At 67.0% G+C, this 14,383-nt stretch carries 12 protein-coding genes; 7 read left to right on the top strand and 5 right to left on the bottom strand.

Annotated elements, in window-relative coordinates:
• The 4 genes from TSO5_RS22630 to TSO5_RS22615 all read right to left on the bottom strand — a co-directional run.
• Nucleotides 1–514: UbiA family prenyltransferase (locus TSO5_RS22630; protein WP_199230984.1), on the bottom strand; the 514-nt coding region annotated here is incomplete at its 3' end.
• Nucleotides 515–663: 149 nt separating this feature from the next.
• Entirely contained in the window at nucleotides 664–2,283 is a 1,620-nt protein-coding gene (gene ctaD, locus TSO5_RS22625) for a cytochrome c oxidase subunit I (RefSeq protein ID WP_199230983.1), read from the bottom strand.
• Between the two features lie 132 nt (nucleotides 2,284–2,415).
• Nucleotides 2,416–3,267, bottom strand: coding sequence for a cytochrome c oxidase subunit II (gene coxB, locus TSO5_RS22620; protein ID WP_109073164.1), 852 nt, complete (start codon nucleotides 3,265–3,267; stop codon nucleotides 2,416–2,418).
• Nucleotides 3,268–3,798: 531 nt separating this feature from the next.
• Nucleotides 3,799–5,178 (bottom strand): DUF3422 domain-containing protein, encoded by a 1,380-nt coding sequence (locus TSO5_RS22615; RefSeq protein ID WP_247870902.1) that lies wholly within the window; start codon nucleotides 5,176–5,178, stop codon nucleotides 3,799–3,801.
• A gap of 230 nt (nucleotides 5,179–5,408) precedes the next feature.
• On the opposite strand from TSO5_RS22615, the gene tldD reads away from it, so the two are divergent.
• The 4 genes from tldD to TSO5_RS22595 all read left to right on the top strand — a co-directional run bounded on the left by tldD (nucleotide 5,409) and on the right by TSO5_RS22595 (nucleotide 8,597).
• Nucleotides 5,409–6,842: a metalloprotease TldD gene (gene tldD / locus TSO5_RS22610; RefSeq protein WP_109073163.1), complete on the top strand. Its 1,434-nt coding sequence runs from the start codon at nucleotides 5,409–5,411 to the stop codon at nucleotides 6,840–6,842.
• Between the two features lie 150 nt (nucleotides 6,843–6,992).
• Nucleotides 6,993–7,553, top strand: coding sequence for a polymorphic toxin type 46 domain-containing protein (locus TSO5_RS22605; protein ID WP_109153745.1), 561 nt, complete (start codon nucleotides 6,993–6,995; stop codon nucleotides 7,551–7,553).
• A gap of 86 nt (nucleotides 7,554–7,639) precedes the next feature.
• Nucleotides 7,640–7,927, top strand: coding sequence for an immunity protein Tsi6 family protein (locus TSO5_RS22600; RefSeq protein WP_109153744.1), 288 nt, complete (start codon nucleotides 7,640–7,642; stop codon nucleotides 7,925–7,927).
• Between the two features lie 130 nt (nucleotides 7,928–8,057).
• Entirely contained in the window at nucleotides 8,058–8,597 is a 540-nt protein-coding gene (locus TSO5_RS22595) for an ACT domain-containing protein (RefSeq protein ID WP_109153743.1), read from the top strand.
• 189 nt (nucleotides 8,598–8,786) lie between these two features.
• Here the strand turns inward: TSO5_RS22595 and sugE are convergent, their stop codons facing one another.
• A complete protein-coding gene (gene sugE / locus TSO5_RS22590) occupies nucleotides 8,787–9,104 on the bottom strand; it encodes a quaternary ammonium compound efflux SMR transporter SugE (protein ID WP_109153742.1) in 318 nt (105 codons plus the stop codon).
• Between the two features lie 224 nt (nucleotides 9,105–9,328).
• On the opposite strand from sugE, the gene TSO5_RS22585 reads away from it, so the two are divergent.
• The 3 genes from TSO5_RS22585 to TSO5_RS22575 are packed head-to-tail and all read left to right on the top strand — an operon-like array spanning nucleotide 9,329 to nucleotide 14,289.
• Complete coding sequence (locus TSO5_RS22585; protein WP_109153741.1) at nucleotides 9,329–9,652, top strand: succinate dehydrogenase assembly factor 2; 324 nt, start codon at nucleotides 9,329–9,331, stop codon at nucleotides 9,650–9,652.
• Between the two features lie 40 nt (nucleotides 9,653–9,692).
• Nucleotides 9,693–13,334 (top strand): transcription-repair coupling factor, encoded by a 3,642-nt coding sequence (gene mfd / locus TSO5_RS22580; protein ID WP_109153740.1) that lies wholly within the window; start codon nucleotides 9,693–9,695, stop codon nucleotides 13,332–13,334.
• 1 nt (nucleotide 13,335) lies between these two features.
• Nucleotides 13,336–14,289 carry an ACT domain-containing protein gene (locus TSO5_RS22575; RefSeq protein ID WP_109153739.1) on the top strand — a complete coding sequence of 318 codons (954 nt, stop codon included), beginning with the start codon at nucleotides 13,336–13,338 and terminating at the stop codon, nucleotides 14,287–14,289.
• Nucleotides 14,290–14,383 lie beyond the last annotated feature (94 nt).

Genomic DNA, 14,383 nt, shown 5'->3' with positions numbered 1-14,383 from the left:
CCGTGCCGGTCCCCGCGGCCCAGCCGATCATCGGCGGGAACGCGCCGGCAGCCCCGCCGATCACGATGTTCTGCGGGGTCCGGCGCTTCAGCCACATTGTGTAGACGAAGATGTAGAAGCCGATGGTGACCGCCAGCAGCGCCGCCGCCGTCCAGTTCACCGCCAGCCCCATCACCACCACCGACAGAACCGACAGGGTGACGCCGAAGCCCAGCGCCTCCGCCGGTTCGACCCGGCCCGACGGGATCGGCCGCTTCACCGTGCGGGTCATCACCGCGTCGATGTCGCGGTCGTACCACATGTTGATGGCGCCCGACGCGCCGGCGCCGACGGCGATGCACAGAACGGCAACCATCGCCAGGAAGGGGTGGATGTGGCCGGGCGCCAGCACGACGCCGGCCAGCCCGGTGAAGACCACAAGCGACATGACCCGCGGCTTGAGCAACTCGATGAAATCACCGGCCGACGCCCCTCCGGTGTGGTTGAGCGTCAGTTCGTTCGTCACGTCCGTCATATCATGTCCTTGTCTTCTAACCCCGGGCCTTCCAACAAAAAGTCGTCACCCCGGCACCCTCCACACCGGCGCCCATTTTCGGGCTGCTCGGCTTGGTCCTCTGTATCGGTCGGGCGCCTCCTTGCGGCGACGCCCGCCCGTTAGCATGCTTACTTCACCTGCGGCAACGTTTCGAAAGCATGGAACGGTGGCGGCGAGCTGACCGTCCACTCCAGCGTGCCGGCCTGCGGGCCCCAATAGGCGCCCGGCACCCGTTCACCGCTGCGCAGGGTCTTCCAGGCGATCCACACGAACAGGAGCGTGGAAGCGAAGGAGATGTAGGCGCCCAGCGACGAGATCATGTTCCAGCCCCAGAAGGCATCCGGGTAGTCCGGGATGCGGCGCGGCATGCCCGACAGGCCCAGGAAGTGCTGCGGGAAGAACACCAGATTGACGCCGAGGAAAGTAGTGTAGAAATGGACCTTGCCCCAGAACTCCGGATACTGGCGCCCCGACATCTTGCCGATCCAGTAGTACCAGCCGGCGAAGATCGAGAACACGGCCCCCAGCGACAGCACATAGTGGAAGTGCGCCACGACGTAGTAGGTGTCGTGCATATAGTTGTCGAGACCGCCGTTCGCCAGCACCACGCCGGTAACGCCGCCGACGGTGAACAGGAAGATGAAGCCCAGCGCCCACAGCATCGGCACCCGGAATTCGATCGACCCGCCCCACATGGTGGCGATCCAGGAGAAAATCTTCACGCCGGTCGGCACCGCGATGATCATGGTGGCGGCGGTGAAGTAGGCCTTGGTGTCGACGTCGAGGCCGACCGTGTACATGTGGTGCGCCCACACGACGAAGCCGACCACGCCGATGGCGACCATGGCGTAGGCCATGCCGAGATAGCCGAACACCGGCTTCTTGGAGAAGGTCGACACGATGTGGCTGATGATGCCGAAGGCCGGCAGGATCATGATGTAGACTTCGGGGTGGCCGAAGAACCAGAACAGATGCTGGAACAGGATCGGGTCGCCACCGCCTTCGGGATTGAAGAAGGTGGTGCCGAAGTTGCGGTCGGTCAGCAGCATGGTGATGGCGCCGCCCAGAACCGGAACCGCCAGCAGCAGCAGGAAGGCCGTCACCAGCATCGCCCAGACGAACAGCGGCATCTTGTGCAGCGTCATGCCGGGGGCGCGCATGTTGAAGATGGTGGTGATGAAGTTCACCGCGCCGAGGATCGAGCTGGCGCCGGCCAGATGCAGGGCGAAGATCGCCATGTCGACCGATGGCCCGCTGTGACCCAGCGTCGATGACAGCGGCGGGTAGATCGTCCAGCCGGTTCCGGCGCCGGTGCCGACGAAGGCGGAGCCCAGCAGCAGCAGGAAGGCCGGCACGATCAGCCAGAAGCTGATGTTGTTCATGCGCGGGAAGGCCATGTCGGGCGCGCCGATCATCAGCGGCACGAACCAGTTGCCGAAGCCGCCGATCAGCGCCGGCATCACCACGAAGAACACCATGATCAGGCCGTGCGCCGTGATCAGCACGTTCCACATCTGACCGTCGGAGACGAACTGCAGCCCCGGCGACTGCAGCTCCGCCCGCATGATGACGGAGAACAGGCCGCCGATCAGCCCCGCGATGACCGCGAAGATCAGATAGAGCGTGCCGATGTCCTTGTGGTTGGTCGAATAGAACCAGCGCTGCACGAAGCCGGGGACATGATGATCGTCATGCCCGTGCCCATGATCGCCAGCATGCTCCCCATGTCCCGGTGTGGCGTTTGCCATGTCTCTACCCTTTGTCGCTGTCCCTGGCCGCCGTCCGATCCGGTTCGTTCGGACGTCCGGCGGCTGGGTGGGTTCTTCTTATCGCGTCGTCCCTCTGGCGGGCGTTGCGACGTCCGCTTGTTAGACCCGCGTTTACTCGACCAGCGTGCCGGTCGGGCGCTGCGCCACGTCGCGGTCGCCGTCCTTTGGCGCGAAGGCGGTCTTGGCCTTGGCGACCCAGGCGTCGAACGCTTCCCGGGACACGGCTTCCACCGCGATCGGCATGAAGCCGTGGTTGGTGCCGCAGATCTCGGAGCACTGGCCGTAATAGACGCCTTCGCGCTCGGCCTTGAACCAGGTCTCGTTGATGCGGCCGGGAACCCCGTCCTTCTTCAGGCCGAAGGAGGGAACCGCCCAGGAATGGATCACGTCGCCGGCCGTCACCAGCACGCGCACGGTGGTGTTCACCGGAACGACCACGCGGTTGTCCACCTCCAGCAGGCGCTTCTGGCCGGGTTTCAGATCCGTCTCGGGGATCATGTAGCTGGAGAAGGTAATGTTGCCGTGGTCGGGATATTCGTAATCCCAGTACCACTGGTGGCCGGTGACCTTGATGGTCATGTCGGCCTGCGGGATGCGTTCCGCCGCATAGAGCAGCTTGAAGGACGGAACGGCGATCACGATCAGGATGATGACCGGAACCACGGTCCAGGCGACCTCGAGCAGCGTGTGGTGCGAGGTCTTCGACGGGACCGGATTCCTCTTCGCGTTGAAACGGACGACGCAATAGGCCAGCAGGCCCGCGACGAGGATCACGATCAGCGTGATGATGACGGTCAGCAGGTCGTTGAACGAGGTCATCAGGTGCTTGACCGGGGAGGCGGAGGGCTGCATGCCCATCTCCCACGGCCGCGGCTCGTTCGCCAGGGCGGTCGTCACACCCCAGCCCCCTACCATCGACAGCACAGCCGCCAGGCCGGCGGCGTACAGGCTTTGCCTTCTCATCCCCAACCCCTTCTTAGCCGCGACGCTCGTCATGGCACGCGGTCGTCTCTTCCCGCCGACGCTCCCTCCGCCCTGTTGGTCCGGACCGGTTTCTGTTCGCGCGGTCCATAGTTGGGCTTATCAGCGAACGCCAGTTTATGCAGGGATCACGCCATCTTAGCGCGACATATACCCGCAGCCGGAGCTTATCCCCGCGCCCCGCTGGGTTACAAGCCTTTCCTCTCTCCCACTGTATGCATAGACTTTTCCTCACATTCGGATGGGCCGTGGGGATAAAGGTTGAGCGCGGGTTGGGGTCATGCCATGCGACATTCCGCCGCAGTCCGTTGGACAAGCGGATTTTTGCAGGAATAGGGGCTGGAAAGGATGTGCGGGCGCAAAGGCTGCGGCGCGCAGGATTGTTGCGGCGCTAGGGCGCGACTCAGGAGGTAAGGATGGGGAAGGTTCCGGCTTCGGGCTAGGTGAGCGAAGGTGATAGGTGGGGGTCTAACTAGCCCGTGAAGAACAGCTAAACTGCTGCAGCCGCGCCCCTCAATGCCCCCCGACCAGCACCTTGCGAATCCGGCGCACGCCCGACCAGACGAAGGCGATGACGATGGGGATCATCACCCCCACCAGCATGTCGGGATCGACCTTGAACCCGAAGCCCTTCAGCCCCTTCGCCGCATAGCCGACGATGCCGACGAGGTAATAGCTGATCGCCACCACCGACAGCCCCTCGACCGTCTCCTGCAGGCGCAGCTGCAATTGCGCCCGGCGGTCCATCGACTGGAGCAGTTCGGCGTTCTGCCCCTCCACCGCGATTTCGACACGGGTGCGCAGCAGATTGCTGGCCCGCGCGACGCGCTGCGACAGCGAATCGAGACGCTGCTCGACCGCCTCGCAGGTGCTGATCGCCGGGCTCAGGCGGCGGTCCATGAACTCCTGGATGGTCTGCAGTCCCTCGATCCGGATCTCGCGCAGTTCCTCGATTCGCCGCTCCACCAGCTCGTAATAGGCCCGGGCCGCACCGAATCGATAGGCGGTCTCTGCGGAGATCTGCTCGGTCTGGGCCGCCAGCAGGGTCAGGCGGTCCAGCAGGTCGCGCTCGTCCTGCAGGTCGCGCAGGCCGGCAATGCGGGTGGTGACGTCGGACAGCCCGGCCTCGATCGGTCCGATGCGGGGCAGCACGCCGCGCGCCATCGGCAGTGCCAACAGGGCCAGCACGCGATAGGTCTCGATCTCCAGCAGCCGCTGGACGACGCGGCCGGTCTGGCGCGGAGTCATCGAATGGTCGGCGACCAGCATCCGGGAGAATCCGTCGCCATGGATGCGGAAGTCGGTCCAGGCGGTGGCCGAACGGCCGGCGATCCGGGACCCGACATAGCTTTCCGACCCGAACATCGCCGCCATCATATTGGACGACGGCTCCGGCTGATCGGGGGAGAGCACGGCGACGTGAATCCCGACCAACAGTTCGCCCGGCAGCCCGGCCAGCCAGTCGCGCGGCAACGCGTGCAGTGCCGGCTCAAGGAAAGGATCGGCCAAGGAGCCGGCCGGCATCGCGCTGGGGCGGAAGACGGTCCAGGTCGAGAATTCTGTATGCCGCTCCCACTTCAGGTGGAAACTGCCGAAGGACGCGCTGTGATGGGTGGCGCCCTGCGGCGGCCGGACCACGCCGGCCCAGTCGCACAGCGCCTCCAGATGGCGGCGGTCGGCCTCCGCCGCGCCCTCCCCCGACAGCATCGCCAGCATGGTGGCGCGCACCGGCGCGGTCAGCGATTCGGGCGGCCGGGCATGGACCTCGTTGGTCAGAGTCTGCCGCAGCGGATGGTCCCGCAGCGGACGCGGCCCGGTCATGCCGGCACCGGTTCCGGAGGCGCCGGCGCGGTTCAGGCTGTCCGTGGTCGTCCGCACCGCTCCGTCGCCCATGCTTTCCTCCGCCATCCCAGCACCGTACCCTAGAGGTTACACAATCCGGCATCGGCGAACTTGCCGGATCGCGCCAGCGTCGCCACACTATAGTCAGTCCGTTAGAACACATCGTACGGCGCGGCGCGAGACCGCCCGCCATGACATTGTGTCCTACCATGGAACAAGGCCGGCACAAGCCGTCAGGCCGGGCAGACCGGGTTCCGCCCCATCACAGGTTCGGAGTTTTCATGAGCGCGCTTGCCGTCACCGACGATCTCTTCTTCAACCGCGCCGGCATGGACCGCGCCCGCGTGGAAGGCGTCGTGCAGGACGCCCTGCACAGTGCCGACGATGGGGAGCTTTATCTCGAATATGCCCAGAGCGAGTCGCTGGGCTGGGACGATGGGAAGCTGAAGTCCGCCAGCTTCGACACCACCCAGGGATTCGGCCTGCGCGCCATCGCCGGCGAGGCGACCGGCTACGCCCACGCCAGCAACCTGTCGGAAGAGGCGATCCGCCGTGCCGCCGCCACCGTGCGCGCCGTGCAGGCCGGCCACACCGGCACGCTGGCGGAGCCGCCGGCCGGCACCAACCGCGCCCTCTACATCCCCGACAACCCCCTTCACCTCGTCCCCTTCGAGGAAAAGGTGAAGCTGCTGGCCGACATCGACGCCTATGCCCGCGCCAAGGACGAGCGGGTGCGGCAGGTCAGCTGCTCCATCAGCGGCGAATGGCAGGCGGTGCAGATCATGCGCGCCGACGGCGTCCGCGTCGCCGACCTGCGCCCGCTTGTCCGCCTGAACGTCTCCGTCGTGGTGGCCGAGGGCGACCGGATGGAGACCGGCGGCTATGGCGGCGGCGGCCGCGTCACCTACGAACACTATATCCAGCCGGAAACCTGGCGCGGCTTCGTCGACGAGGCGCTGCGGCAGGCGCTGGTCAACCTCGCCTCCGTCCCCGCCCCGGCCGGCGAGATGACGGTGGTTCTGGGCAGCGGCTGGCCCGGCATCCTGCTGCACGAGGCCATCGGCCATGGGCTGGAGGGTGACTTCAACCGCAAGAAGACCTCCGCCTTCTCCGGTCTGATGGGCCAGCGCATCGCCGCCCCCGGCGTCACCATCGTCGATGACGGCACCATCGAGAACTCGCGCGGCTCCATCAGCGTCGACGACGAGGGCACCCCCGGCCAGTGCACCACGCTGATCGAGGACGGCATCCTGGTCGGCTTCATGCAGGACCGCATGAACGCCCGCCTGATGGGCATGCGCCCGACCGGCAACGGCCGGCGCCAGAGCTTCGCCTACAACCCGATGCCGCGCATGACCAACACCGTGATGCGCAACGGCAACCACACGCCGGAAGAGATCATCGCCTCGGTCAAGAAGGGCATCTACGCCAAGAACTTCGGCGGCGGTCAGGTCGACATCACCAACGGCAAATTCGTCTTTTCCGCCAGCGAGGCCTACCTGATCGAGGACGGCAAGCTGGGTCCCGCCGTGAAGGGCGCCACCCTGATCGGCAACGGGCCGGACAGCCTGACCAGGGTGTCGATGATCGGCAACGACAGCCGCCTCGACCCCGGCGTCGGCACCTGCGGCAAGGACGGCCAGGGCGTGCCGGTCGGCGTCGGCCAGCCCACGCTGAAGCTGGAAGGCCTGACCGTCGGCGGCACCGCCGCCTGACGCTGTAGAGCATTCCCACTCCCGTGCCTTGAAGAGGGGCCGGACCGTCGATGCGGTCCGGCCCCTCTTCGCATTTCGGACTTGGAGCGGCCGATTGCATTGGTATCGTCTCTCGGAAGATTTTCAACCTCCAGGACAGGATGATTGCCAATGTATTCGCTTTCACGCATTTTCAAGGCCGCAACACTCGCATTGGGACTGGCGCTGGTTTCGGCGCTGCCGGGAAACGCCCAGACCGCCCCTACCGCCGAGCAGGTGATCGCCGCCAAGTCCGCCGGCACCAGCGCGGACCAGCTGAACGCGCGCGTGGTGGTGGCGAGCTATTTCTATGCTTCGACCGATCTCACCTCCGCCCGCTATGCCGATGATTCCAAGGGCATCGATTTCTCCAAGCCGCTGGAGATGATCGATGTCGCCGCCGGCACCACTTGGTACCAGTATGTCCGAACCGGCTACGACAGCATCCGATTCGGCAACTTCTTCTCTCCGGTTGTGACGGCGACGCCCGACTGCCTCGGCATCTCCGGCGCTGGCCGGGCCGAGTACAAGGCGGTTCTGCCCGCCGGCCAGGGGCTGAAATCGGTCGCCGCCCCCATCGTCGACAGTTGGACCACCCCCGGCACCAGCGTCCAGACCAAGGGCGGCTGCGCCCAGGTCGTGGTGCCGAACACCGTCAAGACCGGCGTCGCCAGCGGCGGACTGGTTCAGTAAGGTCGTGACCACCCGCCGCCGTCGCTGTTCTCCCGATGGCGGCGGTGGACCAGACTGGCCGCCGCCTTTCGCAACGGAGTCCCGCAATGCCCGACATCGCCACCACCGACGAGCTGCGCCGCCGGATCGCGCAGGCCCAGGCCGGAGTTGCCGCGTTGGCACGGCGGGAGCCGGAGAACAGCTGGCTGACCAGCATCCAGCGCCAGCTCGACTATGTCGACGGCGCGGCGCGCGACGGAGCCAAGCGGCTGGACCGCGCCGACGAGCTGAATTTCGGCTTGCTCGCCTCCCATTATGTCGACGATGTCGATCCGGCGCTGGCGACCGAACTGCACGCCATCAGCAACGCCGCGCGCCGGTTGTTTGGTGGCTGAGTTGGGGCTGACCGGGGGCTGAACGCCATTTTGTTCTGGCGTTCCCGGCACCCCGCTTCGATGATCGCCCATCCGGACGGCACGGCCGAACCCGTGCCCCTCGAAGAAAACCGATCACGGGAGACGTGCGATGGCGACGGAATCGACTGCTGGCTTGGCCCTGGTTTCCACCTTCTGCCCCGACCGGGTCGGTCTGGTCTCCGGCATCACCAGCCATCTGTTCGAACAGGGCATCAACCTGCGCGACGCCACCTTCGCCTCGCTGGGCAGCGGCGCGGAGTTCTCCGCCGTTTGCGAGCTGCCCGACGGCCTGACGGTGGCGGAGCTTCAGGCCAGCCTGTCGTCCCTGCCCGTGCTGGCCGGCGCCGAGGTGAAGGTCAGCCCCTTCGCCTTCGACCCGCAGCCCGGCCCGCAGGCGCTGATCACCCACCGCGTCGAGGTTTCGGGCGGCGACCAGCCCGGCCTCGTGGCTCGTCTGTCGGAGATCTTCACCCAGTTCGACGCGAACATCGTCCGCCTTGACGCGCAGACCCTGCCCGACCGTGCCGGCGAGCGGTACGTCTTGCGCTTTTCCGTGTCGATCCCGGCGGAGCGGGCGGAGGTCTGCCTGTCGGCGGTGGCCAACACGGCGGAGACTTTGGGGCTGACCTGCCGGACAGAGGCGCTGTGAGGGGGTGCTGAATGCCCCCTCCCCATCCCTTGTATGTTGCGTTTGGCTCCCCCGCTTCGCGGGAGAGGGGGCAGAACGCTTGTCGGCGTAAACTGAATTGCGAAGCGGCGGAGTTCCCTCTCCCGCGTTAGCGGGGGAGGGCTAGGGAGGGGGCACCGGCACCCCGCACTCCACCCCTAGCCCCCAAACTCACCCGTGCAGAACCTTCAGCCCAACGATCCCGCCGACGATCGCCGCGATGCACAGCAGTCGCAGCGCCCCGGCGGGCTCGCCGAATAGCAGCATGCCCAGTATCGCCGTACCCACCGTACCGATTCCCGTCCACACCGCATAAGCGGTCCCCAACGGCAGGCTCCTCAACGCTGCCCCCAGCAGCAGAATGCTTGCCAGCATCGCCGCGGCGGTCAACACGCTCGGAACCAGACGGGTGAAGCCTTCGGTGTATTTCAGGCCGACGGCCCAGCCGATTTCGAAAAGACCAGCGAAGAAAAGCGTGACCCACGCCATGACGGTATCTCCGTCTTGGAATGGCGGGGTCGTCCCCACCCGGATACCCTCTGCAGTCGGCGGGGTCGTCCCCGCGGGCCAGACCGCAGATAGGACAGGCTGTCCGCGGGGTCAAGGCACGCAGCCAAGGTTGCATCGCCGCGCCGGCCCGTGCAGGATGGGGTTCCTGAATGGTTCCCCCCTTCGCCGCTGGTGGCGCTGGGGGCTTTCGACGTTGGAAATCAATGACCGAAAACGGCACCCCCCCAGCTTCCAAGACGCAGGCTCCCGAGAAGGCCGAATCGATTGAAAACCGTCGCAAGCGCCTGCGCTTCCGCTCCTGGCACCGCGGCACGCGCGAGATGGACCTGCTGATGGGCAGCTTCGCCGACGCTCATGTCGGCGACTTCGACCACGCCATGCTCGACCGCTTCGAGGCGCTGCTGGAGCTTGGCGATCCCGACCTCTACGACTGGATGTCGGGGCGCGAGCCGGTGCCGCCCGAACATGACAATGACGTGATGCGCCTGTTGACGGCATTCCGTTACACACCACGTCAAGGCTCCTGACGCACCGACGCTCTCCCCTGCATCTCCGAGGCATCCTCCTTTGGTCAGTTACGATCTCCAGCCCGGCCGCGCCGGCCGTCTCCTGATCGGCGGCGCGCCCGAAGGTCATGACGCCCGCATCCTGGCGGAGCTTGCGCAGAAGGCCGGGGCCTATGGCCTGATGCATGTGGCGCTGGACGACACGCGCTGTGCCCTGCTGGCGGAGGCGCTGGCTTTCTTCGCGCCGAAGCTGGAGGTGCTGACCTTCCCGGCCTGGGACTGCCTGCCCTATGACCGGGTGTCGCCGAACGGCGGCATCGTCGCCCGGCGCATCGACACGCTGACCCGGCTGATCGCCCGGCGCGAGGCGGCATCGAACCGCGACGGGCTGTCGCCGCTGATCGTGCTGACCACCGTCAATGCCGTGGTGCAGAAGGTGCCGCCGCGCAGCGCGTTCAAGAACGCGGTCTTCTCCGCCAAGCTGCGCGACCGGATCGACCTGGAAAAGCTGCAGCGCTACCTCGCCGGCAACGGCTACACCCGCGCCCAGACCGTGCGGGAACCGGGCGAGTTCGCGGTGCGCGGCGGCATCATCGACCTGTTCCCGCCGGGCACGGAGGAGCCGCTGCGCCTCGACCTGTTCGGCGACGAGCTGGAAGGGGTGCGCGCCTTCGATCCCATGACCCAGCGCACCACCGACAAGCGCGACCGTGTCGAGCTGAAGCCGATGTCGGAGGTCTTCCTCGACGAGGCCGGGATCGCCCGCTTCCGCTCCGGCTACCGCGAGCTGTTCGGTGCGGTGACCGACGACGATCCGCTCTATGAGGCGATCTCCGCCGGCCGGTCCTATGGCGGGATGGAGCATTGGCTGCCGCTGTTCCACGAGAGCATGGACACGGTGCTGGATTACCTGCCGCGCGGCATCGTCAGCCTGGACCATCAGGCCAACGAGTCGCGCGACGCCCGCATCGCCCAGGTCGTCGATTTCCACGCCTCGCGCGATTCGATGATGACCATCGAGAAGCGGGCGGGATCGCCGGTCTACAAGCCGGTGCCGGTCGCCTCGATGTTCCTCGACGCCGCCGTCTGGGACGCGCTGATGGCGGAGCGCGCGGTGGCGCAGTTGCAGATCTTCTCCACGCCCCCCGGCATCAAGGGCACGGTGGACGCCGGCGGCAAGCGCGGCCATGACTTCGCGGAGGAGCGCAACCGCCCCGACGTGAATGTCTTCGATGCGGTGAAGGACCACATCCGGGCGCTGCGCGCCGACGGGCGCCGCGTGCTGATCGCCGGCTATTCGGCAGGCTCGCGCGACCGCCTGTCCAACGTGCTGGCCGACCACGGCATCCCCGGCCTGGAGCCGGCGGAGAACATGGAGGATGTCCGCCGCTTCGACCGCGGCATCATCGGCACCATCGTGCTGGGGATGGAGCATGGCTTCACCTCCCCCGACCTCGCCGTCATCACCGAACAGGACATATTGGGCGACCGTCTGGTCCGCCCGGCCAAGAAGAAGCGCAAGGCCGCCAACTTCATCGCCGAGCATTCGGCCCTGCATGAGGGCGACATCGTCGTCCATATGGACCACGGCATCGGCCGCTATGACGGGCTGGAGACGCTGGATGTCACCGGCGCCCCGCACGATTGCCTGCGCATCATCTACGAGGGCGGCGACAAGCTCTATGTTCCGGTCGAGAACATTGAGGTTCTGTCGCGCTACGGCTCGGAGGACGCCAACGTCCAGCTCGACAAGCTGGGCGGCGCCGGCTGGCAGGGCCGCAAGGCGCGGGTCAAGAAGCGCCTGAAGGACATGGCCGAAGCCCTGCTGAAGATCGCCGCCGAGCGCATGCTGAAGAAGGCCGATCCGGTGCTGACGCCGGAAGGCGTCTATCAGGAATTCGCCGCCCGCTTCCCCTACCCCGAGACCGACGACCAGTTGAAGGCCATCGAGGACATCTTCACCGACCTCGGCAGCGGCCGGCCGATGGACCGGCTGGTCTGCGGCGACGTCGGCTTCGGCAAGACCGAAGTGGCTCTGCGCGCCGCCTTCATGGTGGCGATGAGCGGCAAGCAGGTCGCCGTCGTCGTGCCGACCACCCTGCTCGCCCGCCAGCATTTCCGCACCTTCTCCACCCGGTTCAATGGGCTGCCGGTGCGCGTGGTCCAGCTGTCGCGCATGGTCACCGCCCGCGAACAGACGCTGGTGAAGAAGGAACTGGCGGAGGGCACGGCCGACATCGTCGTCGGCACCCATGCCCTGCTCGCCAAGGGTCTCGACTTCAAGCGGCTCGGCATGGTCATCGTCGACGAGGAGCAGCATTTCGGCGTGAAGCAGAAGGAGCGGCTGAAGGAACTGCGCGCCGACATCCATGTCCTGACGCTGACCGCCACGCCGATCCCGCGCACCCTGCAGATGGCGCTGTCCGGCGTGCGCGAACTGTCGCTGATCGCCACGCCGCCGGTCGACCGGCTGGCGGTGCGCACCTTCGTCCTGCCCTACGACCCGGTGGTGATCCGCGAGGCGATCCTGCGCGAGCATTACCGCGGCGGCCAGAGCTTCTATGTCTGCCCGCGCATCGAGGATCTGGCGAAGGTGGCCGAACGCGTGCGCGATCTGGTGCCGGAGGTCAAGATCGTCACCGCCCACGGCCAGATGCCGGCCAGCGAGCTGGAAGACGTGATGACCGCCTTCGACGAGGGCAAGTTCGAGGTCCTGCTCGCCACCAACATCATCGAAAGCGGCTTGGACATCCCGAATGCCAACACGCTGATCGTCCACCGCGCCGACCTGTTCGGACTGGCACAGCTCTACCAGATCCGCGGCCGCGTCGGCCGGTCGAAGAAGCGCGGCTACGCCTATCTGACCTATGCGCCGAACAAGCCGCTGAACGCCACCGCCCAGCAGCGCCTGCACGTCATCGAGACGCTGGACAGCCTGGGCGCCGGCTTCCAGCTCGCCAGCCACGACATGGACATCCGCGGCGCCGGCAACCTGCTGGGCGAGGAACAGTCGGGGCAGGTGCGCGAGGTCGGCGTCGAGCTTTACCAGCAGATGCTGGAGGAGGCCGTCGCCAACGCCCGCGCCGCGATGCAGGAGGGGGCCGTCGCCGCCGCGGCGGCGCAGGAGTGGGTGCCGCAGATCAACCTGGGAACGCCGGTGCTGATCCCCGAAAGCTACGTCCCCGACCTGACGGTTCGGCTGTCGCTCTACCGCCGCATCGCCGATCTGGTCGACCGGGCCGAGGTGGACGGCTTCGCCGCCGAGCTGATCGACCGCTTCGGCAAGCTGCCGGAAGAGGTGGAGAACCTGCTCGACGTCGTCACCATCAAGCGCTGGTGCAAACAGGCCAACATCGACCGGGTCGATGCCGGACCGAAGGGGCTGGTCCTGGCCTTCCACGACAATTTCTATGCCGAGCCGGCCAAGCTGCTGACCTACATCGCCCAGCATCTGACGTTGATGAAGCTGCGGCCCGACCACAAGCTGGTCTATATCCGCGAATGGACCGACCCGCAGGCCCGCGTGCGCAGCGTGCAGAAGCTGGTGAAGGATCTGGCGGAAATGGCGTCGGGCGGCGGCGTGCCGCGTGGCGAAACCCCGCCGCCGCCCCCTCCCCCGCCACCGCCCAAGCCGACCGGCGCCAAGATCGCCTCGCGTTTCGGCACGCCGTCCCGCTTCGGCCGCCCGACCGGACGGCGCTGAGATGGATGAGTTGATCAGGAACGCCTCGCTCGCCCGCCGGCTGGCGATCGGCGACCGGCGGACGGTGGGCGACGCCCCCTCCGTCGCCGACGAGGTGTCGGCCGACCGCGGCAAGCTGGCGGAACTGGTCGGCTGCCTGTTCGACCGCAATGCCAGCGTGCGCATGCGCGCTGCCGATGCGCTGGAACGGGTGTCGCGCGGCAATCCCGGCTGGCTCGACCCCTATGTCGAGCATCTGCTGACAGACGCCGTCGCCATCGAACAGGCGGAGGTGCGCTGGCACCTTGCCCAGATCGTGCCGCGCCTGACCATGACGGAGGAGCAGCGCCACCGCGCCGCCGTCCTGCTGGCCGACTGGTTCGAGAACAGCCCCAGCCGCATCGTCCAGACCAGCGCCTTGCAGGCCGTGGTCGATCTCGCGGAATCGGACGCCAACCTGCGCGCCACCTCGGCGGAGATGCTGGGCCGGGCGATGCGCTCCGGCGTGCCGTCACTGGCCGCCCGTGCCCGCCGCATCCTGAAGCCCTTCGAGGTGGACGAAGCCACGCTGACCGCCGCCTTGGTGCGGGAGCAGACCGGCCTGACCCTCACGATCCTGCCCGACCGTCTGGCGGTGGCTCAGTTGCCGCCCGGCAGTGGCCTGCCGGATTGGCTCGACTGGACCGACCCGCTGGTCGGCGCCACCCGGACGGGCGAGGAACTGTCGATTCTCTGCCGCGAGGACCGGGTGCCGGAGGGCGTCAAGGCCGAACGCGGCTGGCGCGCCTTCCGGGTGGAGGGAGTGGTGGATTTCTCCCTGTTCGGCATTCTGGCCCGCATCGCCGTTCCGCTGGCCCAGGCCCATCTGCCGATCTTCGCGATCTCCACCTACAACACCGACTATGTGCTGGTCCGCGCCGACGACCTGGACAAGGCGGCGGACGTGCTGGCGCTGAGCTGTACGGTGAAGCGGTAGGGCGTCGATGCTGCTTGCCCCCTCCCCATCCCTTGTATGTTGAGTTTGGCTTATAGTGTCTCCGACGGATCGAGCTGCTGGGGGTGGCCACCCC

The sequence above is a fragment of the Azospirillum sp. TSO5 genome, from assembly GCF_003116065.1.
Lineage (GTDB): Bacteria > Pseudomonadota > Alphaproteobacteria > Azospirillales > Azospirillaceae > Azospirillum.
This window is presented reverse-complemented; position numbering and strand designations above follow the sequence as displayed.

Coding starts and splice junctions, on each gene's coding strand:
- sugE (WP_109153742.1), bottom strand. CDS start 9,104: ATGGCGTGGGTCACGCTTTTCTTCGCTGGTCTTTTCGAAATCGGCTGG.
- TSO5_RS22595 (WP_109153743.1), top strand. CDS start 8,058: ATGGCGACGGAATCGACTGCTGGCTTGGCCCTGGTTTCCACCTTCTGC.
- TSO5_RS22585 (WP_109153741.1), top strand. CDS start 9,329: ATGACCGAAAACGGCACCCCCCCAGCTTCCAAGACGCAGGCTCCCGAG.
- TSO5_RS22600 (WP_109153744.1), top strand. CDS start 7,640: ATGCCCGACATCGCCACCACCGACGAGCTGCGCCGCCGGATCGCGCAG.
- ctaD (WP_199230983.1), bottom strand. CDS start 2,283: ATGGCAAACGCCACACCGGGACATGGGGAGCATGCTGGCGATCATGGG.
- tldD (WP_109073163.1), top strand. CDS start 5,409: ATGAGCGCGCTTGCCGTCACCGACGATCTCTTCTTCAACCGCGCCGGC.
- TSO5_RS22575 (WP_109153739.1), top strand. CDS start 13,336: ATGGATGAGTTGATCAGGAACGCCTCGCTCGCCCGCCGGCTGGCGATC.
- TSO5_RS22605 (WP_109153745.1), top strand. CDS start 6,993: ATGTATTCGCTTTCACGCATTTTCAAGGCCGCAACACTCGCATTGGGA.
- TSO5_RS22615 (WP_247870902.1), bottom strand. CDS start 5,178: ATGGGCGACGGAGCGGTGCGGACGACCACGGACAGCCTGAACCGCGCC.
- coxB (WP_109073164.1), bottom strand. CDS start 3,267: ATGAGAAGGCAAAGCCTGTACGCCGCCGGCCTGGCGGCTGTGCTGTCG.